This window comes from Micromonospora arida (assembly GCF_042873195.1).
GTDB classification, from domain to species: Bacteria; Actinomycetota; Actinomycetes; order Mycobacteriales; family Micromonosporaceae; genus Micromonospora; species Micromonospora arida.
This window is the reverse complement of sequence record NZ_JBIALC010000002.1, coordinates 61,587-85,963: the sequence shown is the minus strand read 5'-3', so window position 1 is coordinate 85,963 and position 24,377 is coordinate 61,587. Positions and strand designations below refer to the sequence as shown.

The 24,377-nt window shown below is 67.3% G+C and carries 22 protein-coding genes; 12 read left to right on the top strand and 10 right to left on the bottom strand.

All coding sequences use genetic code 11. From position 1 onward, the window contains the following. Positions 1-8: 8 nt before the first annotated feature. Both ACFYP0_RS07050 and ACFYP0_RS07045 read left to right on the top strand, forming a co-directional pair. Complete coding sequence (locus tag ACFYP0_RS07050) at positions 9-767, top strand: MerR family transcriptional regulator (protein WP_124859538.1); 759 nt, start codon at positions 9-11, stop codon at positions 765-767. A gap of 53 nt (positions 768-820) precedes the next feature. Then, a complete protein-coding gene (locus ACFYP0_RS07045; RefSeq protein WP_355494344.1) occupies positions 821-1,594 on the top strand; it encodes a hypothetical protein in 774 nt (257 codons plus the stop codon). Between the two features lie 7 nt (positions 1,595-1,601). Here the strand turns inward: ACFYP0_RS07045 and ACFYP0_RS07040 are convergent, their stop codons facing one another. Next, positions 1,602-2,969: a serine hydrolase gene (locus tag ACFYP0_RS07040; protein WP_355494343.1), complete on the bottom strand. Its 1,368-nt coding sequence runs from the start codon at positions 2,967-2,969 to the stop codon at positions 1,602-1,604. Positions 2,970-3,194: 225 nt separating this feature from the next. Here ACFYP0_RS07040 and ACFYP0_RS07035 point away from each other — a divergent pair, with 225 nt between their 5' ends. Next, positions 3,195-3,479, top strand: coding sequence for a putative quinol monooxygenase (locus ACFYP0_RS07035; protein ID WP_355005518.1), 285 nt, complete (start codon positions 3,195-3,197; stop codon positions 3,477-3,479). Between the two features lie 6 nt (positions 3,480-3,485). Here the strand turns inward: ACFYP0_RS07035 and ACFYP0_RS07030 are convergent, their stop codons facing one another. Beyond that, entirely contained in the window at positions 3,486-5,063 is a 1,578-nt protein-coding gene (locus ACFYP0_RS07030; RefSeq protein ID WP_386994948.1) for a gluconokinase, read from the bottom strand. Between the two features lie 134 nt (positions 5,064-5,197). Between ACFYP0_RS07030 and ACFYP0_RS07025 the strand changes: the two genes are divergently transcribed. The 3 genes from ACFYP0_RS07025 (at position 5,198) to ACFYP0_RS07015 (ending at position 8,209) form a co-directional block, all read left to right on the top strand. Further along, positions 5,198-6,349: a hypothetical protein gene (locus tag ACFYP0_RS07025; protein WP_386994946.1), complete on the top strand. Its 1,152-nt coding sequence runs from the start codon at positions 5,198-5,200 to the stop codon at positions 6,347-6,349. 45 nt (positions 6,350-6,394) lie between these two features. After that, complete coding sequence (locus tag ACFYP0_RS07020) at positions 6,395-6,928, top strand: WapI family immunity protein (protein WP_386994943.1); 534 nt, start codon at positions 6,395-6,397, stop codon at positions 6,926-6,928. Between the two features lie 144 nt (positions 6,929-7,072). Further along, positions 7,073-8,209: an epoxide hydrolase family protein gene (locus tag ACFYP0_RS07015; RefSeq protein ID WP_386994940.1), complete on the top strand. Its 1,137-nt coding sequence runs from the start codon at positions 7,073-7,075 to the stop codon at positions 8,207-8,209. Between the two features lie 76 nt (positions 8,210-8,285). Here ACFYP0_RS07015 and ACFYP0_RS07010 read toward each other — a convergent pair whose 3' ends face one another. Then, positions 8,286-8,978, bottom strand: coding sequence for a hypothetical protein (locus tag ACFYP0_RS07010; RefSeq protein ID WP_386994938.1), 693 nt, complete (start codon positions 8,976-8,978; stop codon positions 8,286-8,288). A 153-nt stretch (positions 8,979-9,131) separates the two neighbouring features. Between ACFYP0_RS07010 and ACFYP0_RS07005 the strand changes: the two genes are divergently transcribed. Further along, complete coding sequence (locus ACFYP0_RS07005) at positions 9,132-10,346, top strand: hypothetical protein (RefSeq protein WP_386994936.1); 1,215 nt, start codon at positions 9,132-9,134, stop codon at positions 10,344-10,346. Between the two features lie 39 nt (positions 10,347-10,385). Here ACFYP0_RS07005 and ACFYP0_RS07000 read toward each other — a convergent pair whose 3' ends face one another. Further along, a complete protein-coding gene (locus ACFYP0_RS07000; protein ID WP_386994934.1) occupies positions 10,386-10,823 on the bottom strand; it encodes a VOC family protein in 438 nt (145 codons plus the stop codon). Between the two features lie 663 nt (positions 10,824-11,486). Here ACFYP0_RS07000 and ACFYP0_RS06995 point away from each other — a divergent pair. Next, positions 11,487-12,884: a DNA sulfur modification protein DndB gene (locus ACFYP0_RS06995; RefSeq protein WP_386994932.1), complete on the top strand. Its 1,398-nt coding sequence runs from the start codon at positions 11,487-11,489 to the stop codon at positions 12,882-12,884. A 436-nt stretch (positions 12,885-13,320) separates the two neighbouring features. Here ACFYP0_RS06995 and ACFYP0_RS06990 read toward each other — a convergent pair whose 3' ends face one another. Then, the gene (locus tag ACFYP0_RS06990; RefSeq protein ID WP_386994930.1) at positions 13,321-13,743 is read right to left on the bottom strand and encodes a DUF4259 domain-containing protein; all 423 of its coding nucleotides are present in this window, start codon (positions 13,741-13,743) and stop codon (positions 13,321-13,323) included. A 185-nt stretch (positions 13,744-13,928) separates the two neighbouring features. Here ACFYP0_RS06990 and ACFYP0_RS06985 point away from each other — a divergent pair, with 185 nt between their 5' ends. Continuing rightward, complete coding sequence (locus ACFYP0_RS06985; RefSeq protein WP_386994928.1) at positions 13,929-15,233, top strand: DNA cytosine methyltransferase; 1,305 nt, start codon at positions 13,929-13,931, stop codon at positions 15,231-15,233. A 395-nt stretch (positions 15,234-15,628) separates the two neighbouring features. Then, complete coding sequence (locus ACFYP0_RS06980) at positions 15,629-16,027, top strand: very short patch repair endonuclease (protein WP_386995479.1); 399 nt, start codon at positions 15,629-15,631, stop codon at positions 16,025-16,027. Between the two features lie 293 nt (positions 16,028-16,320). On the opposite strand, the gene ACFYP0_RS06975 is transcribed toward ACFYP0_RS06980, so the two are convergent. Beyond that, a complete protein-coding gene (locus tag ACFYP0_RS06975) occupies positions 16,321-17,253 on the bottom strand; it encodes a GIY-YIG nuclease family protein (protein WP_386994926.1) in 933 nt (310 codons plus the stop codon). Between the two features lie 431 nt (positions 17,254-17,684). On the opposite strand from ACFYP0_RS06975, the gene ACFYP0_RS06970 reads away from it, so the two are divergent. After that, the gene (locus tag ACFYP0_RS06970) at positions 17,685-18,542 is read left to right on the top strand and encodes a GIY-YIG nuclease family protein (protein WP_386995477.1); all 858 of its coding nucleotides are present in this window, start codon (positions 17,685-17,687) and stop codon (positions 18,540-18,542) included. Between the two features lie 216 nt (positions 18,543-18,758). On the opposite strand, the gene ACFYP0_RS06965 is transcribed toward ACFYP0_RS06970, so the two are convergent. The 3 genes from ACFYP0_RS06965 to ACFYP0_RS06955 all read right to left on the bottom strand — a co-directional run bounded on the left by ACFYP0_RS06965 (position 18,759) and on the right by ACFYP0_RS06955 (position 21,461). Then, positions 18,759-19,316: a GNAT family N-acetyltransferase gene (locus ACFYP0_RS06965; protein ID WP_386994924.1), complete on the bottom strand. Its 558-nt coding sequence runs from the start codon at positions 19,314-19,316 to the stop codon at positions 18,759-18,761. Beyond that, positions 19,313-20,734, bottom strand: a complete 1,422-nt coding sequence (locus ACFYP0_RS06960) for a helix-turn-helix domain-containing protein (RefSeq protein WP_386994921.1) — start codon at positions 20,732-20,734, stop codon at positions 19,313-19,315. The genes ACFYP0_RS06965 and ACFYP0_RS06960 overlap by 4 nt, the downstream gene beginning before the upstream one ends. A gap of 208 nt (positions 20,735-20,942) precedes the next feature. Then, on the bottom strand, positions 20,943-21,461 hold the full coding sequence (locus tag ACFYP0_RS06955) for a flavoprotein (RefSeq protein WP_386994919.1): 519 nt from the start codon (positions 21,459-21,461) through the stop codon (positions 20,943-20,945). A gap of 212 nt (positions 21,462-21,673) precedes the next feature. Here ACFYP0_RS06955 and ACFYP0_RS06950 point away from each other — a divergent pair, with 212 nt between their 5' ends. Further along, positions 21,674-22,780 carry an FAD-binding oxidoreductase gene (locus ACFYP0_RS06950; protein WP_386994917.1) on the top strand — a complete coding sequence of 369 codons (1,107 nt, stop codon included), beginning with the start codon at positions 21,674-21,676 and terminating at the stop codon, positions 22,778-22,780. 68 nt (positions 22,781-22,848) lie between these two features. Here the strand turns inward: ACFYP0_RS06950 and ACFYP0_RS06945 are convergent, their stop codons facing one another. After that, positions 22,849-24,324: a hypothetical protein gene (locus tag ACFYP0_RS06945; RefSeq protein ID WP_386994915.1), complete on the bottom strand. Its 1,476-nt coding sequence runs from the start codon at positions 24,322-24,324 to the stop codon at positions 22,849-22,851. Positions 24,325-24,377: the final 53 nt, after the last annotated feature.

Here is a 24,377-nt window from a genome sequence, read left to right as displayed (position 1 = left end):
GGGGGACCATGGCGTACACGGTGGGTCAGGTGGCGAAGGTGGCCGGCGTGACGGTGCGGACGCTGCACCACTACGACGAGATCGGGTTGCTCTCGCCCAGCGGGCGCACCTCGGCCGGTTACCGCCGCTACGACGACGCGGACCTGCAACGGCTGCAGCTCGTCCTGTACTACCGGGAGCTTGGTTTCCCGCTTGAGGAGATCACCGCGATCATCGACGACCCGGCGGCCGATCCGGCCGCGCACCTGCGCCGGCAGCACGAACTGCTGACGGTACGGCTCAAGCGGTTGCAGGAGATGGTCACGGCGATCGAGTTCGCGATGGAGGCGAGCAAGATGAACATCCAACTCACGCCGGAGGAGCGGTTCGAGGTCTTCGGCGACGTCGACCCGGAGCAGCACGAGGCCGAGGCGGAGCGGCGCTGGGGTGACACCGACGCTTACCGGGAGTCGAACCGCCGTGCCTCCCGCTACGGCAAGGACGACTGGCTGCGGATCAAGGCGGAGAACGAGGACTGGGGTCGGCGGATCGTCGCGCTGATGGCCTCGGGCGCGCCGGCGGACAGTCCGGAGGTGATGGATCTGGCCGAGGAGCACCGGCAGCTCATCAGCCGCTGGTTCTACGAGTGCTCGTACGAGATGCAGACCGGGTTGGCCGACATGTACCTGGCCGACGAGCGGTTCACCGCGTACTACGAGAACATCGCCGCGGGGCTGGCCGCCTATCTGCACGAGGCGATCCACGCCAACGCGATCAGCCGGGCGTGACGAGGTGCGGTCCGGCTAGTCTGGCCGGACCGCACCGCCCCGGGGAGATGACAGTGCAGAAACCGAAGCTGATTGCCGCTGTCGCTGTGCTCGTGGTGGCGGTCGGTGCCGGGGCGTGGGCACTTGTGGCCACCGGGGACGAACCGGACGCGGGTCGCCCGGCGGCGTCGGCGGCCCCGACCGACGGGGTCGGTGTGCTCAAGGCCGCCGCCGGGAAGGTCGACCAGCAGACCTACAAACTGACGTTGAGCAGCGGCGGGACGACGGGCGGGGACGGCACGGTGGTGCTCTGGGACCCGAAGTCGAAGCGTGGTCTGGAAACCACCTCCCTGAAGGTGCCCACCGGCGAGGTGAAGATCGAACGGCTCACCACCGGGCCGGACGTCTACGTGCGGGTCAGCGCCCCGGATCGGCGCGTCCCGGTCTGGGACGGCAAGACCTGGTGGCATGTCGGCGCTCCGGGTTCACCCCCCGCCAAGCAGGGCCTGGACAACACCAAGCTGGCCGACACGCTCAGTACGGCGACCACCGTCCGGCAGACCGCCACCCGGGAGTACGCGGGCACGCTGGACCTGCGCCAGAGCAGCGCGGTGCTGGGCGAGGGAGTCGGCGGCGTGCTCGGCGACCGGGCCGGGGCGGTGCCGTTCACGGCGGCCGTGGACGAGCAGGGTCGGCTGGTCCGCTATCGCATCGAGTTGGCCAGCGAGCAGTCGGAGGTCGCCCAGCTCGACCTGACGTACTCGGATTTCGGGCTGTCGGTGTCGGCGGACCCGCCGGCGGCCGACCTGGTGGGCGAGGACCCGCCGGCGAACATCCCCGGCGCCTGACGTCGGCTCACTCCTCGACCGCTCCCTCGACCGGGGGGACCAGGAAGTCGTAGACGGTGCGGGCCATCCGCCGGACCGTCTCGTCGCCGGTGGCCATGGGTCCGGCGGTGAGGAACGCGACGGCGGTCTCGGTGCCGGGGATCAGGTAGTAGCCGACGTCGTGTGAGGCGTCCGGCAGATCCCCGGTCTTGTGGGCCACCGGCACGCCGGGTGGCAACGCCGCCGGGATCTTCGTGTTCAGGGTCTGCTCCCGCATGAACCCGATCATCAGGTCGCGGGAGGCGGGGGTGAGGATCTCGCCGTCCCAGACCGCGCCGAGCAGGGACACCACGTCGTCCGGGCTGGTGTAGTTCTCCTCGCCGCGTTGCGCCGCCGCGCTGTCGAGCATCCGGCGGGCCAGGATGGTGGACCGCTGGTTCATCGAGTCGATCAGCGCGTTGACCGGGGCGAACCCACCCAGGTAGGTGATCAGCACGTTCGCGGCCACGTTGTCGCTGTACTTGATCAGGTACTGGGCGAGCCGGTGCAGTGTGACCACCTGCGGGAACGTCTCGAACTGCAGTTGGCCGGTGCCGCCGACCACGTCCTCCGGGGTGACCAGCACCCCGTCGTCGAGGAAGACCTGTCCACAGTCGACCCGGCGCAGCAGCTCGACGAGGATCCACAGCTTGATGACGCTGGCCGCCTTGGGGCGCAGCGATCCGTTGACGGCGATCTGCTGGTCGCCGTAGCGGCCGGACAGGTCGCGGACGGTGACCCCGGCCGGGTTGAGGCTCGCGTCGGCGACCACCCGGGCGAGCTGCCCGCTGAGCGGGAACAGCCGGGCCCCGGCGACCGGGTCGGTGGGCGGCTGCGGGCTGGTGACCACCACGCCGGTCAGCGTCGTCGGCGGGCGGTGCCGTTGGATCACCTCCAGCGTGCCCTCGCTGCGCCCGACCAGCGGCACCCGGTAGCGGTAGGCGGTGCCTCCGACGACGACCGCGCCGCTGGCCACCCCGGCGGCGACCCGCATGGTCGGGTCGGCGACCCGACCGGTGTCGCCGTCGCAGGCGCGGTAGCGCACGGTGTGCCCGAGCGAGTCCACCGCGAACACCCCGCCGGGAAACGACAGCCAGGACACCTCGCTGGTCGGCGGGCGCTCCGGCGTCGGGTCCACCCCGGGCTCGTGGCTCTGACCGTCGCCGGGCTCAACCCCGTACCCCGGCTCGGTCGTCTGCGCCGGGTCCGCGACGGGCGCGCGGCCCGATCCGTCCGCGGTGGCCGGCCCGGTCGTCGCGAGCACCGCGAGCGCGACCGCCGTCGTCAGCACCTTCAGGGGTACGCGGGCAGAGTCCCCCAGCAGGGAAGATGAGCGCCTCTTGTCGCTTTTTCTCACGTTTGCACGATATGAAGCGCCGGGGGCTGGTGAGACCGACGGGACCGGCATCACCCGTCCGGGCGGCAATGTCCCCCTCCGCGGTGGCCCGCAGGTATAACTGTGACCCACAGGTAATCACCGCTTTGCTCTGCACCCGCCGATGCGCCGGTTACGGACCGTGCCTGGCGCACGGGCGGGTGCAGAGCAAAGGTCAGCCACTCAGCCACTCACCCCGGAGGACCCGTGCTGATCATCGCCGGCAGCCTGACTGTCGAACCGGCCACCCGCGAGGCCTACCTGTCCGACTGCGAACAGGTCATCGCGCGGGCGCGCGCCACCGCCGGCTGCCTCGACTTCCTGCTGGCGGCCGACCCGCTGGAGCCCGGCCGGATCCACGTCTACGAACGCTGGGAGTCGCCGGAGCAGTTGGCCGCGTTCCGTGGCTCCGGGCCGGACGACGCGCAGGAAGTGGCGATTCTCGACGCCGACGTGCGGCGCTACCTGATCGCCGGGGTCGAGGCGCCCTGACCCCGGTCACGCCGGCGGTTCGGGGCCGGTGGGCAGGCCGGGTGCCATCCGACGGATCGAGGCGAAGGTGGGCGTGAGGGCCTCGTACAGCTCGGCGAAGAGCGGCAGCAGCGCCGCGTAGGTGGCGGCGGCGGCCGGGTCCGGGCGGACCGTCTCCTCGATGCGCACCAGGTCGGCGGCGACGTCGATGCTGGGGATCAGCCCGAGCGCCTCCATGCCGAGCAACGCCGCACCGAAGCTCGACCCCTCGTGCGCGGCCGGGAAGCTCACCGGCAGACCGAGGGCATCGGCCAGCATCTGCCGCCACAGGCCGCTGCGGGCGAAGCCGCCACCGGCCCGGACCTCCCGCACCTCGTTGCCCGCCGCGCGCACCGAGCTGAGCACCAGCGCGAGCTGTTGGCAGACGCCCTCCAACGCGGCCCGCACCAGATGCTCGCGGCGGTGTGCGTGGGTCAACCCCACGTACGCGCCACGCGGCAGGGCGCTCCAGTGTGGTGCCCGTTCGCTGTGCAGGTACGGCAGCATGATGAGCCCGCCCGAACCGACCGGCGCGCGGGCCGCCAGGGCGACCAGGTCCTCCTCGGAGTGCTCGCCCAGGTCCGGGGCGAGCGCCGCGCCGGCCCACTTGAGCACGATGCCGCCGTTGTTGATCGCGCCACCGACCGCCCAGCGATGCTCGGTCAGCGCATAGCAGAACACCCCGCCGAGCGGGTCCACGCCGGGCCGCTCGACCATCACCCGCATCGCGCCGCTGGTGCCGATCGAGCAGGCCACCATGCCGGGGTGCACAGCGCCCAGGCCCAGGTTCGCCAGCGGTCCGTCGCCCGCGCCGACCACCACCGGGGTGCGCTCCGGCAGGCCGGTCTCGGCGGCGGCCTGCGGGGTGAGGTTGGGCAGCACGGCGGTGGTGGCGACGAGCTGCGGGAGCTGCTCCGGGGTGATGCCGGCGATGGTCAGCGCCTCGCGGTCCCACTCCAGCTCGTGGATGTCGAGCAGGCCGGTGGCCGAGGCGATCGAGTGGTCGGTGACCAGCGCGCCGCAGAGCCGCAGCAGCACCCAGTCCTTGACGCCCACCCAGTGCGCCACCCGCTCGAAGAGTTTCGGCTCCTGCTCGGCAAACCAGAGCAACTTGGGCAGCGGCGACATCGGATGCATCGGCGTGCCGGTGCGCCGGTGCAGGGCCAACCCCGACGGCACCGCCCGCAACCGCTCGGCCTGCCGGGTGGACCGCGAGTCGGCCCAGGTCACCGATGGGGTAAGCGGATTGCCGTCCCGGTCCAACCCGATCAGGCTGTGCATGGCGGAGCCGAACGACAGCCCGGCCACCGGCTGGACCAGCTCGGCCACGACGATGCTGATCGACTTGAGCACCGCTTCGAGAATTAGTTGCGGGTCCTGCTCGGCGTAGCCGGGTTGCGGGTTGTTCAGCGGGTAGCCGACCAGGTGACTGCCGAGCTGCCGCCCGTCGGTGTCGTACGCGACGGCCTTGGTGCTGGTGGTGCCGATGTCGACCCCGATCACGACCCCGGGCAGCGTGACTGCCGGCACGACCGCCACCCCCTCGGAGAACATGAACGTCGGCACCAGTATCCCCCTATCGTGCTGGTTGCTCCGCCGATCGGGTAGTTCGCCCGTTTCGGCGTGTCCGGGCGCCGCGCCGGACCTGTTAAACCCCGTGACACCCCCAGATTGGTGGCCAGCGCGGCGAAGGAGTCGGCGTGGCAAAGACTGATTCGACGGGTTCCACATGGCGGTACCGGTGGGCGCACCGGCAGAACGTGCGGCGGGTCAGCACGTACCGCGGCGCTGAGGCGGCGTGGCGGCGCCGCGACGACGAGTTACGGCGGCTGCGCGCCCTGGCCACCGACTTCCAGGGCTCGGCGGCCGCCGGCGCTGGACTGGCGTTGGAGCTGGCCGCCGACGAGGTGGTGCTCTGGGCACTACCCGCCGCGCAACTGGTCGAGGTGCGGCACACCACGGTGCTGCCCGCGCCGGACCTCACTGTCGCCCCGGGAACCGGGCCGCTGCGCCCGCGCCGCCCGGACGGCGTACGCGTCACCGACGCCGGCATGGCCGTGATCACCAGCCGTCGACTCGTGCTGCTCGGCGGTCGGGGCCGGCGCGACTGGGCGTACGGCCGGATAACCGGCCTGGCCCACGACCCGGCGGCGCCGGTCACCCTGATCCAGGTGCTGGACCGGCGGCGTACCTCCGGGTTGTTGCTGCCCAACGACGCCGCGCCGGACTTCCGGTTCAAGCTCACGCTGGCCTTCGCCGACGCGATCGAACAGCGCGCCGCGGTGATCGCCCAACTCGACGAGCTGATCGCCGAGCACGCCCAGCTCAAGCCGTTCCGGCCGGCCGCGGCCACCCCCGGGCAGGCCCGACTGTCGTCGTTCGTGCCCGGTGGCCGCAGGACCATCGCGGTGGCGGCGGCCATCGCGCTGCTGGTGCCGGCGGCGCTGATGGAGTCGGACCCGTCCGACCCGACCGGTGGCGCGGAGGTCGCCGCCGCAGCCACCCCGGCGCCCACCACCAGCGTGGCACCGGCGCTGGTCCGCCCGGCCGGCCCGGCGCTCGCGCTGAAGAACCCGCCGCCGAAGCCGACAAAGTCACCACGCCCCTCACCCAGCGCGACCCAGGGCCCGCACTGCGGGGCACCGGAGAACCCGCTGGGGTACGGCTTCTGTGGCGGCACGCGGATCCGTAAGCCGGCCGCCGAGGTGTGCGACTGGTTCGACTGCGTACCGCAGTTCTGGGCCGGACGCGGTTACCTCGTGCAGTGCCGCGACGGTTCGGTCAGCCTGGCCGGCGGCCGGTCCAAGGCCTGCGCGGAGCACCGCGGCGTGCGACGAACCATCACGAAGTGACCGATTCGGGGCCTTAAGTCCGCTTCGCTCGGCCAGAATGATCGAGTGGAGATCCGGTCTGACGATGGCGCTCGGGTGCGGGTCCGCCCCGTCGGCTACCAGCCCGGCATCGACCCGCCCGACGACCTCGACGGGGCCACGCCCGGCTGGCACGACTGGCTGCTCATCGAGGTGGACGCCCGCACCGCCGACGGTCAGACCTGGTCGCACCACTACCCGAGCCTCATGGTGGAGGAGGCCCGCGCGCTCGGCGGCTGGCTGCACGGGCAGGCCACCGCCGCCCTCGGGCTGAGCGCACCACCGGCGATGGTCCGCTTCACCGAACCCAACCTGGCCCTGCGCAGCCGGGTGCTGCGCCGCCGCCGGCTGGAGCTGATCGTGGAGTTCTCCGCGGAGTCACTGCCACCGTGGATGCGCCGCCCGTCCAGCGCGCTCTACCCGCTGATCCTCACCGTCTCCGCGGACGCCCTGGCCACCGCCGCCGAGCACTGGGCCGAGCACTGCGAGGCGTACCCGCCGCGTACCCAGTCGCGGTTCCCGACCCACGGCCCGCAGCCGTACCGGCGGCGAGCCGGCTGACCGCCATCCGGTACGGTGATCGTCGTCAGCCACGAGAGGAGGTGAGCCCGGTGACCATCCACCGTCATTCCTGGGCGCTCCTCTCCGCCGTCCCCCTCAGCTGACCTCTCGCGTCGGGGAGCGCCCTCCTTTTCCGGAGGACCAATGTCTGTCTCTTCGTTCCGCATCGACGTCTCCGATGCGGTTCTCGACGACCTGCGGGCTCGACTGGCCCGTACCCGCTTCACCGACCGCAGCGGCACCCAACCGTGGCAGGGCGGCGTCGATCCCGACTACCTGCGGGACCTGGTGTCCTACTGGCACGACGGCTTCGACTGGCGGGCTCGCGAAGCCGGGCTCAACGCGTACCCCCAGCACCTGGCCCTCGTCGGCGGCCGGAAGCTGCACTTCCTGCACGTCCGGGCCGCGCGCCCGGCCGGCGCGCCCGCGCCGTTGCCGTTGATCCTCAGCCACGGCTGGCCCAGCAGCTTCGTCGAGATGCTGCCGCTGGTCGACCGACTGACCGACCCCGACCGGCCCGGCGGCGCGTTCGACGTGGTGGTGCCCTCACTGCCCGGCTTCGGTTTCTCGGAGGCGCCGAACGAGCCGGTGACCCGGGCGCTGCTGGCTCGGACCCTGCACGAGCTGATGACCGACGTGCTCGGCTACCAGCGCTACGGTGCCTTCGGCGGCGACGTCGGTGGAGTGGTCACCAGCTGGCTCGGTGCCCTGTACCCGGAGCAGGTGGCCGGCATCCACATGATCCATCCACCGTTCCCGGCCAGCTTCGACGCCCGTCCGTTGTCGCCGGCCGAGCAGGCGTTCCTGGACGCCGACGCCGCGTACGACGAGACCGACGGCGGCTACAGCGCCATCATGGGCACCCGCCCGGACACCCTGGCGGCGGCGCTGGCCGACTCACCCGCCGGGCTGGCCGCGTGGATCGTCGACAAGTACCGGGACTGGAGCGACAACCACGGCGACCTGGCGAACAGCATCGACCGGGACACCCTGCTCACCGTCATCACGCTCTACTGGGTGACCGGCACGATCGGCTCGTCGTTCCGGCAGTACGCCGACTTCGACCACAACACCCCACGACCCGACATCACCGTGCCCGCCGCGTTCACGGTGAGCACCGAACCCTCGCAGGCAAACTTCCCTCGCTCGATCGCGGAGCGGGCCTGTACCGACATTCGGCACTGGAGCGAACCGGGCCGGGGCGGGCACTTCATGCCACTTGAGGAGCCGGACCTGCTCGCCGGTGAGCTGAGGGAGTTCTTCACCTCGCTGCGCCCGTAGTCATCGCCTCGGCCTCGTAGCGTCCGGCTTGGCCGGCGGCTGTTCGGGTTCCCACCCGGACAGCCGTCGGCACGGACTACGCGCCGATCGACGCCTTGGCGGCGTCGATGGCGTCGGACAACTCCTCGGTGTACGTGAAGCCGTCCTCGACGATGGCCATGTCGACCCCGCACTCGCGCTGCCGCGCTCGCAGCAGCGTCTCCTCCAGCGGGGCCACCGGGAAGGCCAGCGGGTCGAGGTCGGGAGCGGAGCCCAGGTCGCGGACCAGGAGCCACTTGCTCTGCTCGTCGTAGACGACCACCCCGGCGGCGATTCCCCTGGTCCACTGATCGAAGAGCGTGGCCAGGCTGGTGGCGGCACGAACCGAGTCCCAGGCGTCAGGTGAGATCTCGTAGCGCCAGATCTCACCCTCGTGGTCGCCGGCCAGCACGAACGTGTAGAGAACGACATCGAAGAAGAACAGGGGCAGTTGGTGCCGCCAGGGGAACGGCGTGCCGATCGACAACCCCAGATAGTGCAGCGCGTCACCGTCCTCCGGCCATGGCATCCGCCACCCCACGTCGGGCAGCACCTGCCGGTCGGGCCATGGCTGTGCCTGTAACCAGGTCAACTGCTCGGCGATGCGCTCCACGCCGAAGATCCGGTAGACCACCTCCGGTGGCTGCCCGGCCGGCGACTCGCCGTAGTCCGGCCAGTCGAGGCCGGCGGCCGTCGCCGCCAGGCGATAGTCGCGTACCGCCGCCCGCAGCACGCGCATGTCATCGAGCACCAGGAAACTCCTCCGCTGTGGGGATCACGCGCAGGCTAGCCCGGCAACGGGGGCTTCGGTGCCCGTCAATTTTCTCCTTTCGGGCGCAACGGGATGCATCGATCCAGCCCGCGTTGCCTGTCACGTACGTGAGCGGTTGTACCGCGTGTGACCGTGACTTCACTGGCATCTTCCCCTTGGCGGATCGCCTGGGCCGAGCGCGAGAACGAGCGGCGGCAGCGCGCGTACCGCGACGCCACCGACGCCTGGCGGCACCGCGACGACCACCTGGCCCGACTCCGCATCGAAGCCGCCAGCTTCCTCGGGTGTACGCAGCCCCGTACCGGCCTACCGGTGGAGCTCGACGACGACGAACTCGTCTTCCGTGTCCTCCCCGTCGCCCAGCTCGTCGAGGCCGAGGCCCGGCACATCCCCGGCCTGCCCAGGCCGGACGGCTTCTGCTCCTTCGCCGAGACTTCTTCCGAAGCCGTGCCGGCGGGCCTGCGTGTCGTCGACTCCGGCATGGCCGTGGTGACCAGCCGACGGGTTGTCTTCGGCGGCCGTGAGCACCGCCGCGAGTGGCGGTACACGGACCTGGTCGGCCCCGCCCACCACCCCGACGTACCGGTCACCCTGCTGCCCGACCGCGGTCGACTGCAAGGGCTGCTGGCCCCGGCCAACGCCGTGGTGAACTTCCGCTTCTATCTCACCCTCGCGGCTGCCGACGATCGCCGCGCCGTCATCGCGCAGGTCGACGCTCTGCTGGCCGCGCACCGGGCCGCCCCGCCTGCGCCCCTTTCGTTGGTGGACCCCGACGACGCACCGCTGACGGCGGTACGCCCCGACCGGCGGGCGCTCGGCGCTGCCGCCGTCGCGGCCGTGGTGTTCGTGACGCTCGGCCCGGGCGCTCTGGGTCCTGGCGCGTGGGGTCCTCGCGGGCCGGTGCCCTCGGCGGAGATCGTCGCCTTGGACGCCTCTCGGGCCGGGGTGCTCCTCGTTCCGATCGGTCCCGTCGGGCCAGCGGCACCCAGGTCACGGGTCGGTTCGGCCGACAGTGCCGTGTGGAGCCCGCCGAATGTCCCGACCGTCCGGCCGTCGGCTGTCTCTACAGTGGCGGAACCTGCTGTCGTGGTGGCCTTGCCGCCGACTGCTCCGCCGTCCGCCGCTCCCGCACCGTCCGCCAGTCCGGTGCCGACGCCTGGTCCGGTCCCCACTACGCACCCGACCGCGTCGGCCCTGCCGACTCCGCCCGTCGCGTCGGCCTCGCCGACGCCGATCCCGACTGTTACGGCGACGCCTTCGCCGGGTCCCGAGCTGCTGGCGGTCTGCCTGGACCCTCTTCAACTGCCGTTGCTGGACCCGCTGCTCTGCCCGTCTCCGGCACCCTGACCAGGGTCTTATTTCCTGCGGGGCTCAGTTCGTGGCGCCTCAGTTCATGGCGCTGAAGTCAGGGACGGTGAGGGTGCCGTCCTCCGCGAGGGTGAAGCCGGGGTTCCAGGCGATCTCCCAGAGGTGACCGTCCGGGTCGGCGAAGTAGCCGGCGTAGCCGCCGTAGAAGGTCTCCCGGGCCGGCTTGGTCACCGTCGCGCCAGCCTTGGTCGCCGTGGCAATCACCTCGTCGACCTCGGCCTGGGAGCGGACGTTCTGGGCGAGGGTCATTCCACCGAAGCCGGTGCTGCCGGGATCATTGATGCCGGCGTCGGCGGCCAGCTTGTCTCGGCCCCAGAGGACGAGGGCCAGGCCGCCGGCCTGGATGAAGACCGTCTCCTCGACCTCCTGGCCCTGCCAGCCGAGCTGCTCGTAGAACGCCTTCGCGCGGGCTACGTCGTTGACGCCGAGGGTGATCAGGCTGATCCGCTGCTCCATGGTCTTCAACCTAACGCGCGATCACTCGGGGACGTGACGGACGGCCTCGACGTTGTTGCCGTCCGGGTCGCGACGAACGCGCGAGGTACCTCGGGTGGTACTCACGCCAGACCGGGGCACGTGCAGCTCACCCAGGCGCAGGCCGTTAAGCCCGGAGCCTTACAACCCCCTCAAACAGGGCCGTTACTACCGAGCATGGCGTGGCTGCATTCAGACCGATGCGTCTCAGGTCGCTTGGCGAGTGTAGAGCTTTTCAGGTCGATGGTTGCCGAGGTGGGGGATCACAAATGTCTAGGGCCATGGTTAGCCAGACCGTGGAACTTAACCCTGGGCGAGACCGGCAAAGGCCCTTAGGTCCTCATGGCGTTGTTGCACCGTGAAGGTCTATCCGCCCCGCTCAAAGCGCACCGAGAGCGACAAAAAATAGCACACATGTGCGACCCAGAGCTTGTACGTCAACGACTGGGCTTCGACGTGCATATATCAACGTTTCGAGCGTGGGCGCCCGTTCGACAGACGCGCCAAACAGGACCCTCAACGTTGACTGGCGTGGAATCCAGTGTAAGAAAACGATGACAGATTGCGTTGACGTCGGTTCGATGATGGGTCTACAGTGGCCCGCAAGAGGGCGCCACACCCGCAATGCCAATGAGGAGAGACTGAATGATGTCGATCAACGTAGATCATGATCCCAATTTGGGGGCCGACGAGATGGCCGACTACTCCAGTGACGAGTTCCAACCCACCGAGCACGCTGACATTGTCGAGGCCTTCTCCAACGCGGTCCGAGAGGCCGGTGCTGTCGGTGGCCGGATCTTCCCGTGCGTCGTGTTCAAACAGGGCAGGAGGACGATGGTTTCGACTAGCTTCCCGCTGCTGTTCATACGCCGGCATGTTGTCAGTGACAGTGCGGAGAAGAGCGGCAGCCCGCGCGAGCGCACCAACCGGCCACTGATCCCGGAGCACGCGAGAAGCATCCATCAGTATCTGTTGGCAAACCCCGAGGACTACATCCTCCCACCGGTTACGCTCAATACGGATAGCATGCCCAGTCTCCACGTGCAAAAAGCTTCCGGTGCTCCAACTAGACTTGGTTACATCGTTGTCCACGACGGCACACGGTTCCACGTTACCGACGGCCAGCACAGACTTGCGGCGCTGGCGGGCTACCCGCAGGGCAGGTCTCACGTGCCTGGCGCGCTGTCCGACAATTCCAAGTTGGCCGAGGATGGATTGGCGGTCCTCATCGTCATCGAGAGCAACCGCACCCGTATTCAGCAGGATTTCGCCGACGCGGCGCAAACTAAGCAAATCCCCGCCAGCCTTCTCGCTGTATACAACACGCGCGAGCCGGTCAACCAAGTTCTCGCACGTATCACCGACGAGTCAAAGTTGCTACATGGGCGCATTGACGAGGTGGGCAAGACCTTGCCAAAGGCTAGCCAGAAGCTGTTCTTGCTCAACCAGATCCGTGGCATGGTCAAGGGTCTACTATTCGGCGACTACGCGCTTGCTGAGGACACGCTCAGCCGGATGGCCGCCACCCGATTGGCGACCCAGGAGCAGCGCGACGAGTTTGTCACCGAGACGCTGATCATGCTCAGTGCGCTGACCGAGTTGATGCAGCCGTGGTCCGAGATTGCACAGCTGCCGACCTCTGGCAGCGGCGCGGACAAGATTGTCGCCCTACGCGAGAAGTATGTGAACCTGACCGCGACCGGCATCAACGTCATCGGCACGGTAGTGTACGAGATTAACCGGCAGACCACCGACCCTGAGCAGCGTGCGGCCTACTACCGCAAGCTGGCGACGGAGATTGACTGGCAGCGCAGCGCGAAAATCTGGGCCAATAACATTGTCGTTCCAGACGGTAAGCACGGCAAGATTGCCACCAATCGCGGTCCAGTGTCGGCTGCTGTTCGGAACGTCAAGCGAGCTATCGGCTTGATTGTTGAGGCCGAGGCAGACTCAACCGCAGGCGCTCCGTCAGAGGTAATCGTCCCGGATCAGCACCGACCCAATGAAATCGCCGCACCGTTTGCCGGGCCTTCGCAGAACTGACCCCTGGTCGCCGTCCGCTTGAAAAGCGATCCAGGCGGACGGTGCGCTGCGTGGTGCCGGCCGCGGCAGAGACGTCAGATGGGGAGGTTGGCACACGGAGTAACCCGGGGGTCACACCCGTCAAGCGATGTCGCGACCCAGTGAAGTTGCGCATTTTGGGCCTGCCGACGGCAGCGAGCCCGGGCCATCGCTGGCCCGGGCTCGTGCCGGCGAAGGGCGCCACACCCAAACGCCGCACTCAGGATAGCGCTCATGTCCGATTGGCTGCCCTGACGGCGATCGCAGGTGTGGGCCGTGGAGGGTCGCCTACCGGCACTTCAGCCGTCCGGGCCTGCGCCTTGCGCCAGTGCCGGAAGCGACATGAGTCACATTCAGGTCAATGCCGGGCCGCACCTGGGCTTGACGGAAGCGCAAATGGCGCCGCGAGTGTTGCGAGTCATGGCGTAGCCGAGGCGAGCCTGTTGCGAAGCTCCTCAATGACGCCGAACGCCTCTTCCTCTTCGACGTCGTCGGCCCATCGTAGGCGCCACGCCGAGCCGTGCGCGAGTACTGCGTCCAGTGCTCGCGTTGCCAGGCTACGTAGCGGTGGTGTCACCTGAATGTCTTCGCGGCCGAGAAGAAAGCGCGGGGCGTATGCGGAGTCGGATGCTGAGGTGCCAGCGGTTGACTGGAGGACCGTTGCGGCTGCCGCGATGGCTTGAGCGGCGTCCTCGGGAGCTAGGGAAGGCCCCGCCACGACAGCTCGATCGAGAGTGCGACGGACAACGGCCTCCCGCTGCCCAGGCGCGGTGTTTTCTAGTCTGCCGCACCACTCGACCGCGTCGTCGTTGTCGAAAGGACCGAGCTGCCACGTTGCCATCGCTCCTCCTGAAGGATCGCGTAACGAAACCACACCGGCCCCGACCGGCCGACTCGAGGGCCAGTGATCGGCGTTGGTTCGTTTCGACTTGCGAACGCGACCGCTCGATACGATCCCCTACCCGGCCGCCTTGGCGTTGAGCGTGTCCATCTCGAAGATCCACAACTCCGCGGTATGCTTCTCCGATGCTTGAGCTGCCAGTGAAGCCAGTCAGTGACCGCACCTCGGTAGAGTTGTTCGCTGGTGGCGGTGGATTGGCCATGGCCGTGCATCGAGCAGGTTTCCGGCCCCTGCTGGTCAACGAGCTGATGAAGTACGCGTGCGACACGCTCAAGACAAACATGGCTGATCCGAGAGGTGAGGACGAGCGAATTCCCTCAGCCGGTGAACGGTGGCCCCTGGTCGAGGGTGATGTGTCCCGGGTCGAGTTTGGCTACCTGTGGGACCGCGTGGATCTACTTGCCGGGGGGCCGCCCTGCCAGCCGTTCAGCTTGGGCGGCGTCGCGCGGGGTGACGAGGACAAGCGAAACATGTTTCCCGAGATGTTCCGTGCGATCCGTCAGATCCAGCCCAAGGCAGTCATCTGTGAGAACGTCCGCGGATTGCTGCGTCCGTCGTTCAGACCGTACTTCGAGTACATCAAGCGTGAGTTGGAGCTCCCGTTCGAAGAGCGCGACGATGGCGCCACGTGGCGTGACCATGATGAGGTGTTGAGGGCACGCCTCCTTGAGGAGCCGTCAGACCCCAAGCGGCGGTATCAGGTCATCACCACCAAAGTCAATGCCGCTGACTACGGCGTTCCACAGATCCGCAACAGGATCATCATGGTGGCGTTCCGGTCGGATCTCGGAGTCGACATCGATCGCTTTGAGGACGCAGTGCGGCCACAACATTCGGAAGCGGCGTTGATCCGATCGATGCTGGACGGCACCTACTGGACGAGACATCCCGACGTACCTGATCACGTGCGTCGACGTGTCATGTCCCGCCTGCCGACCACCCCTCCCAGCGACGATGGCCTGCAGCCGTGGCGCACATTGCGGGATGCCCTCAAGGGACTCAACGGCCAGCCTTCCCTTCCCGCCGTCCCATGGGACCGGCTTGACCGGCGAGAGTACAACCTTGGGGGGGTTACTGACCACATCGGTTGGCCGGCTGCGCGCATCTACGCTGGCCATACACCCAATGAACTCGACCGGCCGGCCAAGACCGTCAAGGCCGGAGTACATGGAGTGCCGGGCGGCGAGTCCGTGCTGTTGACCGACGAGCTTCTGCCCGAGCCTCTCGAAGGCTCACCGTATCCCTACCGGCATCGGTATATGACGGTACGGGAGACGGCACGAGTCATGACGTTCCCCGATCACTGGAGGCTTGCTGGTCCCCGAGGGGAGCAGATGCGTCAGCTCGGCAACGCGGTGCCCGTCGCGCTTGGCGAGTTCTTCGCCCAAGCTATCGCTGCGGCACTCGAAGAGGCAGAGAGCCAGCGGTGACTTCGACTGCGGCGCGGTTCGACAGTCGCTGGGCGGACAAGCCCCCGGATCAGAGGGCATGGAAGGGGCGGCAAGGACGTACCAGGAGAGCAGCGTCGCTTGAGCAGGACCGCGCTGCCGGCGGGCCCGACCGGCGTTGGGTTCAGCTCGACGACGACAGGCGGGCTCGCGCCTCCGTCGAACTCAAACTGCTGCCCCGGACTCGCCGTATCCGGGCCTATCTACGCTGGTCCGACAAGGGGCGGTCGCCCACCCGCTACCTCGGCGAGGTCGAATACGCTAGTCGAGCCGAGAACCTGGCCGAGGGCTGGCGCCTGGCAAGGGCCAGAGACCTTCTCTCCGTCCCAGAAGCTGAAGAGACGTCGTGGGCGAAGAACCCGGGCGTGCGAGCCGCCATGCGGGCTAACAAGAGCCGTGATACCAATCCTGAACGAAGGTTACGCTCGCTTCTGCACAAGAGAGGTCTGCGCTACCGGGTGGGCGCTAGGCCGCTGCGTGATCTGCGTCGTACCGCTGACATTGTGTTCCCTGCTGCCCGTGTCGCCGTTTTCGTCGACGGTTGCTACTGGCACGGATGCCCCGATCACTACCGACCCGCCCGCATCAACGACCGGTTCTGGCGAGAGAAGATTGAGGGGAATCGTGCTCGGGACTGGGAGACAAATCGATTGCTTGCTGACGCTGGCTGGTCCGTAATCAGAGTTTGGGAGCACGAGGATCCCGAGGCGGCTGCGGAACAGGTTGAAGGTGCAGTTCGTGGGACGACCCCTGCTCGGCAACCCCACCCTGTCTGACCACTCTTAAGTGCCTCACAGTGAACGGCGTCCGCTCTAAGTAGACGACGGCTTCGCGCCTGCTGGTCGAGGGCGGAGACTGCGGAAGTCGCCGGATAGTGCTAGCGAGAGCGCGGTGCCGCCACGAAGCGGTGTTCAAGAGCGCGGCCACCTATTGATCGCGCGGTAGGCCAAGCTGAGCCGAAGGGCGTTCGCGGGCTGCCCCGATCGCCGTTACTGCCATGAGGTAGCGGCTGGCCATCAACGAGGATCTCGACAGCAGGCATTCTTGTCGTTGCAAGTGCGTCCATACCTCAATGGGGTGATATTGAAGTCGTTGATGTGGCATTTGGCCCGGCGCTCTCGTGGTGATGCCAAATGTCGAGTTCGAAAAGTGACGCACCCTCATTGGCGTCAGGGTCGGCGGCCTCCGTGTCCACTGCACCAGCTGCGAATTGACGAGGCCCCAGGGTGTAAAGGACGCGACCATCCGGCTCGCGTCTCCACCACCCAAGCGCACTCTCGTACCGTCGACCCTCTTGATACAGGATGAGGTAACCAGGCAACGCAGTCAGCTGCCATCCAAGGGGTAGAGCAGCGACGATCTGGTGCGCGAGATCCCTGGCGGCTATGGACCGGCCCGGGATCGTCAAGGAGGCATCGCGATAGATCGTCTTGGCAGCCCCGCTGTTGTCGAATCTTAGGAGGTATGGCAATTGCCCCTTGGCGGCTTCCAGGACCGCCGCAAGGGGTTTGTTTCCAGACTGCAATCGACATTCATAGTTAAGGTCGATGGGATAGGTGGCATCGAAGTGCATTGCCTTGACGATGCTCGTATCACGATTGCGCCCAGGGTCCTTGTTGCCGAACCCATTGGTATTCCAAGGAATGCTGTCGTGTTTCCGATACTTTTTGATGAGCAACTTTTCGGGCGCGGCGGCGTCGAGGTCCTCGTCGACGTAGACGCACACGAATCGAACCGTGTTGGAGCTAAGGCCGACCCGACCGGACAGCTTGCGGAGGTGCTGGGTTAACCGGTCCTGTAGTGATTTTGCGGCCTTGCCGACATAGACGCGTTGGTCTCTGAAGAACAACGTATAGACTCCAGGGCGCCCCAAAACTGCGGACAGGTGGTCTGCCGTCAGGGGAGCCGGCTTGAGCGGTTGCAGGGTGGTCTCTAACTGGTCGGCGAGTGCCTGGGTAATGCTGAGTCGAAACTCAGCCGCCCATCCGTCTGCCACCGCCACCTCCGGGGATCTAACACTCCGCGTATCGCATTGTGACACGTTGGTCTTTGCAAGCCTAACCGCTCACCCATAACATCACGTATCCCAACATCTCGAACCAGCTCTCGCTCCTTGTGGCGGGCGAATGCCGTCACGGTGCCGCAGGCTGTCCATGCCGCCGGTCAGAGGGTGCTTCGAGGCGGCGCCGGTGCTGTGCGACGCGTCGAAGGTGGATTAGGTTGGCTGCCGGCCCGAGGCAACTGAGACTTGGTAGCGTCGCTGAGGGAGCCTGCCTCGAGGTGCGCCGGGAACCACCGAGTCTGTGTGACCACGGGCGGCGGCCTCGGAGCAGCAATGCTGCCGCAGCAGATCAGTTTCAATCCGATGGGATGGCCAGTGGTCGATGATGAGAAGTTGGCGCTTTCTTGCAGTACTGACGCCGGCGCTTCGTGATGCCTCCGCTGCAACGTCCCCGCGGGGAGATCAAGCCGTATGCGAATGTATTCGCGATCGACCTGCACGCAGCATTGTTGGACCAACTCCCTCAAGCGTTGGACGCTCTAAAATCTGTGCCGCTGACGGAGGGTAATCTTTCCAGTCTGCGATCGGAACATGGAGTTTATCAGTTATTCCACGCTGGCAAGCCCGTATACATTGGTAAGTCGCAAGAAAGCCTACGAAGTAGGTTGAATCAGCACCGGCGTCGCTGCATGGGAAGGCTTGGCATCAGGATCGACGACATGGCTTTCAGGTGCCTCTATGTCGACAAGTTCGTCGACGCAGCCTCTCCAGAGTCCGTCTTGATTAAAAAGTATCGACGCGAGGGCCTGGCGCCTTGGAATATTGATCAAGGATTCGCGCCTAAGGATGTCGGGCACGGTCGTTCTTTAGGTAAGCCAGGAAAGTGGTTTCTTGATCGACCTGTCGACCATTCTATTAAAATTGAGGTCACCGGCGCGGGTCGACCGATGGCCGTAAGGAGCGCCCTCGACGCACTCAAGTCTGCTGTTCCCTTCGATCTATTTCGATTCGCAACGGAGGGTAGCGGCAGTGCGGAAAACAAGGCCAGTGTCGCCGACTACGTCGACCGAGAGGTGGTGCTTGAGGCTGGCGCTACTCCGCTGATGTCCCATCTTCGGCAGGTTGTCGCCGCCCTGCCGATTGGATGGCAAGCCACTGTGGGACCTCCAGGGGTCCAGATCTATCGCGAAGAGGTGAACTACGCTTACGCAATCGACGGATGGCGTCATGGATCACAAGGGGTGTTGCGCCTTGAGCGCGGTAAGGCGCTGCCTGCGAACGAAAAGTAAAGACTGGTGATCGGAGGCGTGGCCGACTTGGGCATGGATACCGCAATGTCGCGGCTTTCAGTTGGCCCCAATTGTCTAATTTGGCGTGGGGGCGCCTGAGGGTTGAGGGTGTCGATGTAGTCCAGCTGAGCGGTCAATGCTGTTGCCGCTGCATCGTCTGACTTGACTTAATCGATACCTTAACCGCGCCCCGTCGAAATGCTCGGCCGCAACAAGTCAATTGGATGACGGTGGGTTCCTGCGAGCACTAATCAAGATGTCGAAAACTGGCGAATGCTCCCAGTTTGGCTGCAGCTTGGTAATCTTTATCCAACCCCAGGACCGGTACGCCGTCTGAGCTTCGACATTGTCGGGACGGGCCAACAGCGTTGACCGCTGCTCAGTCCGGCTGGCGACTAGATCGTCATGCAATGCTCTAGCGACGCCCTGGCGTCGTCGGGCGGGGTGCACTAGCAGTTCGCTGAGCGCGAAGGTGCGCGTACCGTCCTCTTCGGTGAACCCGGGCGGCACAGGCTCGTGGATTCCATCCCACCACCGTGTCTGCGGGGGTAATGGAAACCCATAGATGTAGCCGATCAATTCCCCGCCAATTGAAGCGGTGACCAGTTCCCACCGAGCTCTCTGCATGTGGAGGTCGAGCTGACGCCGGTAGCGGTCCTCGCTGTAGAACTCGCCGCCACCCGCGTAGACCTCCAGGTAGAGGCCCACGAGCTGATCGAGGATTTCCTTAGCCTCGTCGGCGCTGTGATGACGAAGTTGCAGGCCCTCGATCACAGGCTCACCGCCTGGTCGTAGGCGTCGGCGAACTGGCGGGTCGTCGTGGTCGCCTGCCGTGGCGTCGCCAGACTTTCGCGCACCTGCGCGAGATGCTGGCTCACTCGCTTTGAGCTGATCTGGCCCACGGCAGGCAGGACATCCAGAGCGATACGTGCCGCCTCGTTGACGTCGCCCGATCGGTATGCCGCCTCTGAGAGCCGCACCGAGTAGTAGACCTGGTTCCGTCGATGGCCAGGTGACGGGTTGTCGGTGATCGAGCGTAACGACTGAACAGCGCGCTCGGGTCTGTCGAGGGCCAGATAGGAGAGCCCTTCGATCCCGATCAACTCTTGGTGGTTCACGAAGTGGACGAAACCCTGGTCATCCTCGTGAGTGCCCCGGTCCAACTCCCGGCGCGCCTTGGTCATCTCGCGACTGAATCCACTGGCATCCCTGAGCACGGCGTAAGCGTGCGCCCTGCGCAGGTGCAGCAACGTGGTGAGTCGAGGTGTAGCCCAACCGGCGGATACCCGTAAAGCGGCTTCGGCGCAGTGCAACGACTCGCCAGGTTGGCTCTCGCGGATGAGTAGGGACAGATGCGTGAGGGCGCGAACTTCCACTCGTGGGTCATCCGCGATTCGGGCACGGGCTATCGCCTCATTGAGGTACGGCCTCGCTTCAGACCGGCGTTCGGCGTCGATGGCCAGCCAGGCCGCCTCGATGGAAAGATCGGCCAGGGCGCTTTGGAGCGCGTCGCCGACCTCTCTGCTGTAGCTGGCCCGCGCCGCCCAAGCCGACAGCCTGGTGTGCACTTGGATGGCGACGTCGCAGAGGAGGTCGGCACCGGCTACGGCGTCTGCCCGCCGGAGGTCATCAACCAAGGAGCTCGCGAGCTGCACCTGCTCCATGCCGATTGTCCTGGGCACCTCGGCGGGCCCCGCGAGCAGGTACGTGTGACCGCTAGCAGCGAGTCCCGTGAGCGCGGCCAGTACGTTGAATCGTCGGCGGTCCGTAGCGCCACCCCCTTGGCTTGATGCCTCCTCCACGCTAACCGCCGCGGCGGCCCGCCCGCCCTGCTCGGCTGGCAGATCCTCACCATATGCGCGGTCGGTGCCGTCTGGGATGAGGCTCGTATCGGTCCAGCAAGACTGACCAGGAAGGCGGAACCAAAGGTGTTCTGTGGGTACCCGCAGCAGCTGTGCCCAATGCGCCAGCCGGTCCAGGTGCACCAGCGGCGGGCCGTTCTCCACCCGACTGAGTTGCGCCTGCGTGATCCCCAGCCACCCCGCCACCACGGACTGCGGCAAGGCGACCCGCCCGTGGTACGGATGGCACCGGTACGCCCGGATTACCCGCCCCAGATGCCGCTCGGCCAGCGCCAGTCGCACGGGCTCGTGCTCCCAGAAGCTCGCCGACACCTTCGGCGGCGCGCTCAACCGGTCTCGCTCGGCGGCCTGGCACGGCGTACACCGTCCGCTGTCGTTGTCCCGGGCCAGCCGTCCGCCGCACCGTGGGCAGTTCGCGCGTGTCACCGGCGGCTCCGTCCATCTCGCCTCATCGAGCGTATCCATTGAACACGCTGCGTGGAGCGCTGGTATACACGCGACGCATATCGTCAAAGGACCGCCGATAGGCGGCAACCGTTCAGGACGTGCGCGCCGCCCGCAGCGCCTCGATGACCACGCTCCAACGCCCTGGCCCGTTCACCGAATTCAGCGGTTTCCCATCCGCCACGACCACGCCGGCAGCACGCAGCACCTCCAGGTGACCGGCATAAGCCGGGTGCGCGCCCAGCTCCGCCTTGACGTACGGAAACGCGATGATCGGCAACCCCGCACCCAGTGACTCGTTGAGGACGCCCAGCGCCAGCGTGTCGTTGATCCCCAGCGCCCACTTCGTGACCGTGTTGAACGTGACCGGCGCGGCCACCACCACATCGGCCGGCGGGTGCGGCTCCGGGTCGCCGGGCATCCGCCACTCCACGCGTACGAGATAGCCGGTCTTGTCTTGTAACGCCGCCCGGTCGAGCCACGTCGCGGCGGTCGGGCTGACGATCATGCACACCCGCCACCCGTCGGTGATCAGGAGGTCGACCAGCTCGTCGATGTGCTCCGCCGGACCCGCGGCGCAGACGACCAGATACAGCACCGGGCGTTCCGTCATGCCCGCAGTCTGCCCGATTCGACCGTCACGACGTCGAGCGCATACCGATCACGTATGCCGCGAACGATCACCGTGACATGCCGCTCTGCCTGGTCAGCCGGGACAGTCGACGCATGGCCCGGGGCGGGTGCTCGGCCTCGGAGTTGCGCCGGCCCTCAACGGCGCAGCTCCTCCCGCCCCGGTGCCAGCCAACGAGTCGACTTGGAGCCGGCATGCCCACCGTGATCGACGACGACCACCCGGCCCGCGTGAGCCTGGCCGCTGCCTGGGAGTCGGTCGACGTACGGGCCGCCGCAGACTTCTGGTGCACAGTCGAAGACCGCCGAGCTGGGCTGCTCCCGCATCGCGACGCGCCGCTGTTCTTCACCGCGCTGGGCCGCCTCCTGGTCGGCGGCGACGACCCGGCGAGTCGGGCGGCGCTGCTCCGGGTGCTCGGCCACGCGTACCGTCATTTCGACCTGCTCCCGCACGCCACCACCATCGGCGACGCGCTGCTGGCCACCGTTGCCCGTCACGCGCGCCCGCTGTGGACGCCGCAGCTCACCATCGCCGCCGAGCGCGCCCTGTGCCGCGCCACGCACGCCATCCACCGCGCCGCCGCGCAGGCCGGCGACGGCCGGGCCTGGTGGCACGTCGAGGTGATCGGCCACGATCGGCCGTCGCCCGACATCGCCATCCTGACGGTACGTCCCTGGCGGCGACTGCCGTTCCAGCCAGGTCAGGCGGTCCCGGTCTGCACGCCGCGCCTACCCGGGCACTGGCGCTGGCTCTCACCGGCCAACGCGCCACGGGCGGACGGCACCGTCGAGCTGCACGTCCGCGCCGTACCCGCCGGCACCGTCTCCCACCGCCTGGTCCATGAGGTACGCCCCGGCGAGCTGCTCTGGCTCGGCCCACCCGGCGACACCGGGCTGAGCCTCGCCCCGGCGAGCACCAACGATCTGCTGCTCGTCGCCGGTGGCACCGGCCTGGCGCCGCTGCGCGCCCTGGTCGAGCAGGTCGCCGCCGCACCGGACGGCCGGCACGTGACGCTGATCGTCGGCGCGCGCACCTTCACCGACCTGTACGACTCGATCGCCCTCGACAAGCTGCAATGCGCGCACGACTGGCTGACCATCGTGCCGGCCCTCTCCGACGACCCCTGCGCGGAGCCGGCCGAGCAGGGCGATGCCCTGACCATCGCCCGCGGCCACCACCAGCCCGGCCAGGACATCTACCTCTGCGGCCCACCCGCGATGCTGACCGCCGCGCGGTCACGGCTGCCCGCTCTCGGCATCCCCGCCGCGCGCATCCACCTGCCCAGGGGCTTCACCTGCTGATGGTGTGCCTACCGGACGAACTCCGACCGGCCCGCGCCTGCACGCCGCTCATGATCCTCGACGTTCGGTTACCAGCTGGAACTGAGCTGCCTGACGGCCTGGCGAAAACGCCGCGGCGGCAGGACGGCCCGGAGCTTGTCGGCAGCGTCAGCGAAGTCCGAGATCGTGGTGACGCAGCCGTGGCCGAGGTGGGCGAGCCGGATGACGCCAAACCGCTCGACCACGAGTGCCTGGGACAGCGGGACGGTGTGCACGTTCCCGTCACCGTCCACCGTAGAGATCGCGTCGATGCCGATGACCAGCTTGGCCTTGTTGTGGAACCGCTTGGAGAACGGCGGCCTGACGACCTCACCTGCTGGCATGAAACGGGTGGTCCGGCAGGAATCCTCGGTGGCGCGAGGAAGGTTGGGTTTCGACCCGTACGGTACGACGATCATGGCGCTGGAGAGCCAGCCCGACACGATGTCCCGCGTCGCTTCCGGAGTAAGCCCAGTCAGCTCGCTGAGTGATTCCGAGCTGTAGATCTCAGCCGTGCCGAGCAGCTCCTGGTGGGTCAAGGATTGAAGGTTGCTGATCGACTGCATCCATTCGATGTCGCCCTCCATGGCCATGCGCTGCGTTGGCACCCGGTCAGCGATCTCCACTCGATCAATCCCATCGGCGACAAGCCGTTGCAGCTCGGCCCAGAGCAGCTCCGCCGCGACGGTGGCGTCGAAATTCTTGCCCTTCCTGCCGAAGTCTGGCGTGACCCTCAACCCGAGCTCGTGCCGCGTACTGTCGACGACCTCGCACATGAATTCCGCACCACTGGCCACCCCGGCATCGTCTACTGCCTCAGCGACTCGCGACCGCAGTGCCCACATCAGAAGGACCGCTTCCGCGCTGGGTTCGACACCGACCATCAGCGCGACACCACGGACCTCGTCGGCGTACCAGATCGGTCCCATTTGGTTGTTGACGAGTGGTGTGCTGCGGGTGACTCGCGGGCCGGCGGGCAATGGGAGTCGCATCGCCTGCGGCGGTTCGCCCGTCACTGTGAGGACCGCGTTGCCGCTGGTGAAGAACCTCTCGACGTACCGTCGGATCTCGTCCGCTGTGAAGAGCTTGTAGTCCACTGCGGGCCAGCGCGACAGGCCGTATCCGCTCGGCCCGAAACGCCGCGACAGCAGCGCTCCCCACGGGTCGCGCAGACCTTCGTCGATGTTCGAGACGTACCGGCTGTCCGCATCGAGGCCCTCGACGGCGTCGGACAGATCCTCGGGCGGGAGATTACTGATAGCCGAGCAGATCGTGGCGAAATGCCTCACGACCTGATCAGGTGGGCCACCTGCGAGGAATGAGGTGTCGTTCATCCAAATGTTGTCCTGGTGATTCTCCGCGACATGATCCTCGGTCCAGTCCACCAGGTGCTGGACGAGATGAGTCAGGCCGATGGAGTCGATCTCTTCGTCGCGGGCGCCGCACCCAAAGGTCAACGACGCGGCCAGGGGGCCAGGCACATTGCGTTGGATGACAGTAACTCCGTCTATCTCCTCACGCCGCATGAGCGGATCGTAAGGTGACCGGTCAAGCCAAGGGCTTGAGGCGTTCGACCGTC

Bases quoted from the DNA above. Each gene is read 5' to 3' on its own strand.
- ACFYP0_RS06985 (WP_386994928.1), top strand. From the start codon at position 13,929: ATGCTTGAGCTGCCAGTGAAGCCAGTCAGTGACCGCACCTCGGTAGAG.
- ACFYP0_RS07000 (WP_386994934.1), bottom strand. From the start codon at position 10,823: ATGGAGCAGCGGATCAGCCTGATCACCCTCGGCGTCAACGACGTAGCC.
- ACFYP0_RS06980 (WP_386995479.1), top strand. From the start codon at position 15,629: ATGCGGGCTAACAAGAGCCGTGATACCAATCCTGAACGAAGGTTACGC.
- ACFYP0_RS06990 (WP_386994930.1), bottom strand. From the start codon at position 13,743: ATGGCAACGTGGCAGCTCGGTCCTTTCGACAACGACGACGCGGTCGAG.
- ACFYP0_RS06945 (WP_386994915.1), bottom strand. From the start codon at position 24,324: ATGCGGCGTGAGGAGATAGACGGAGTTACTGTCATCCAACGCAATGTG.
- ACFYP0_RS06955 (WP_386994919.1), bottom strand. From the start codon at position 21,461: ATGACGGAACGCCCGGTGCTGTATCTGGTCGTCTGCGCCGCGGGTCCG.
- ACFYP0_RS07015 (WP_386994940.1), top strand. From the start codon at position 7,073: ATGTCTGTCTCTTCGTTCCGCATCGACGTCTCCGATGCGGTTCTCGAC.
- ACFYP0_RS06950 (WP_386994917.1), top strand. From the start codon at position 21,674: ATGCCCACCGTGATCGACGACGACCACCCGGCCCGCGTGAGCCTGGCC.
- ACFYP0_RS07050 (WP_124859538.1), top strand. From the start codon at position 9: ATGGCGTACACGGTGGGTCAGGTGGCGAAGGTGGCCGGCGTGACGGTG.
- ACFYP0_RS06970 (WP_386995477.1), top strand. From the start codon at position 17,685: ATGCCTCCGCTGCAACGTCCCCGCGGGGAGATCAAGCCGTATGCGAAT.
- ACFYP0_RS06995 (WP_386994932.1), top strand. From the start codon at position 11,487: ATGATGTCGATCAACGTAGATCATGATCCCAATTTGGGGGCCGACGAG.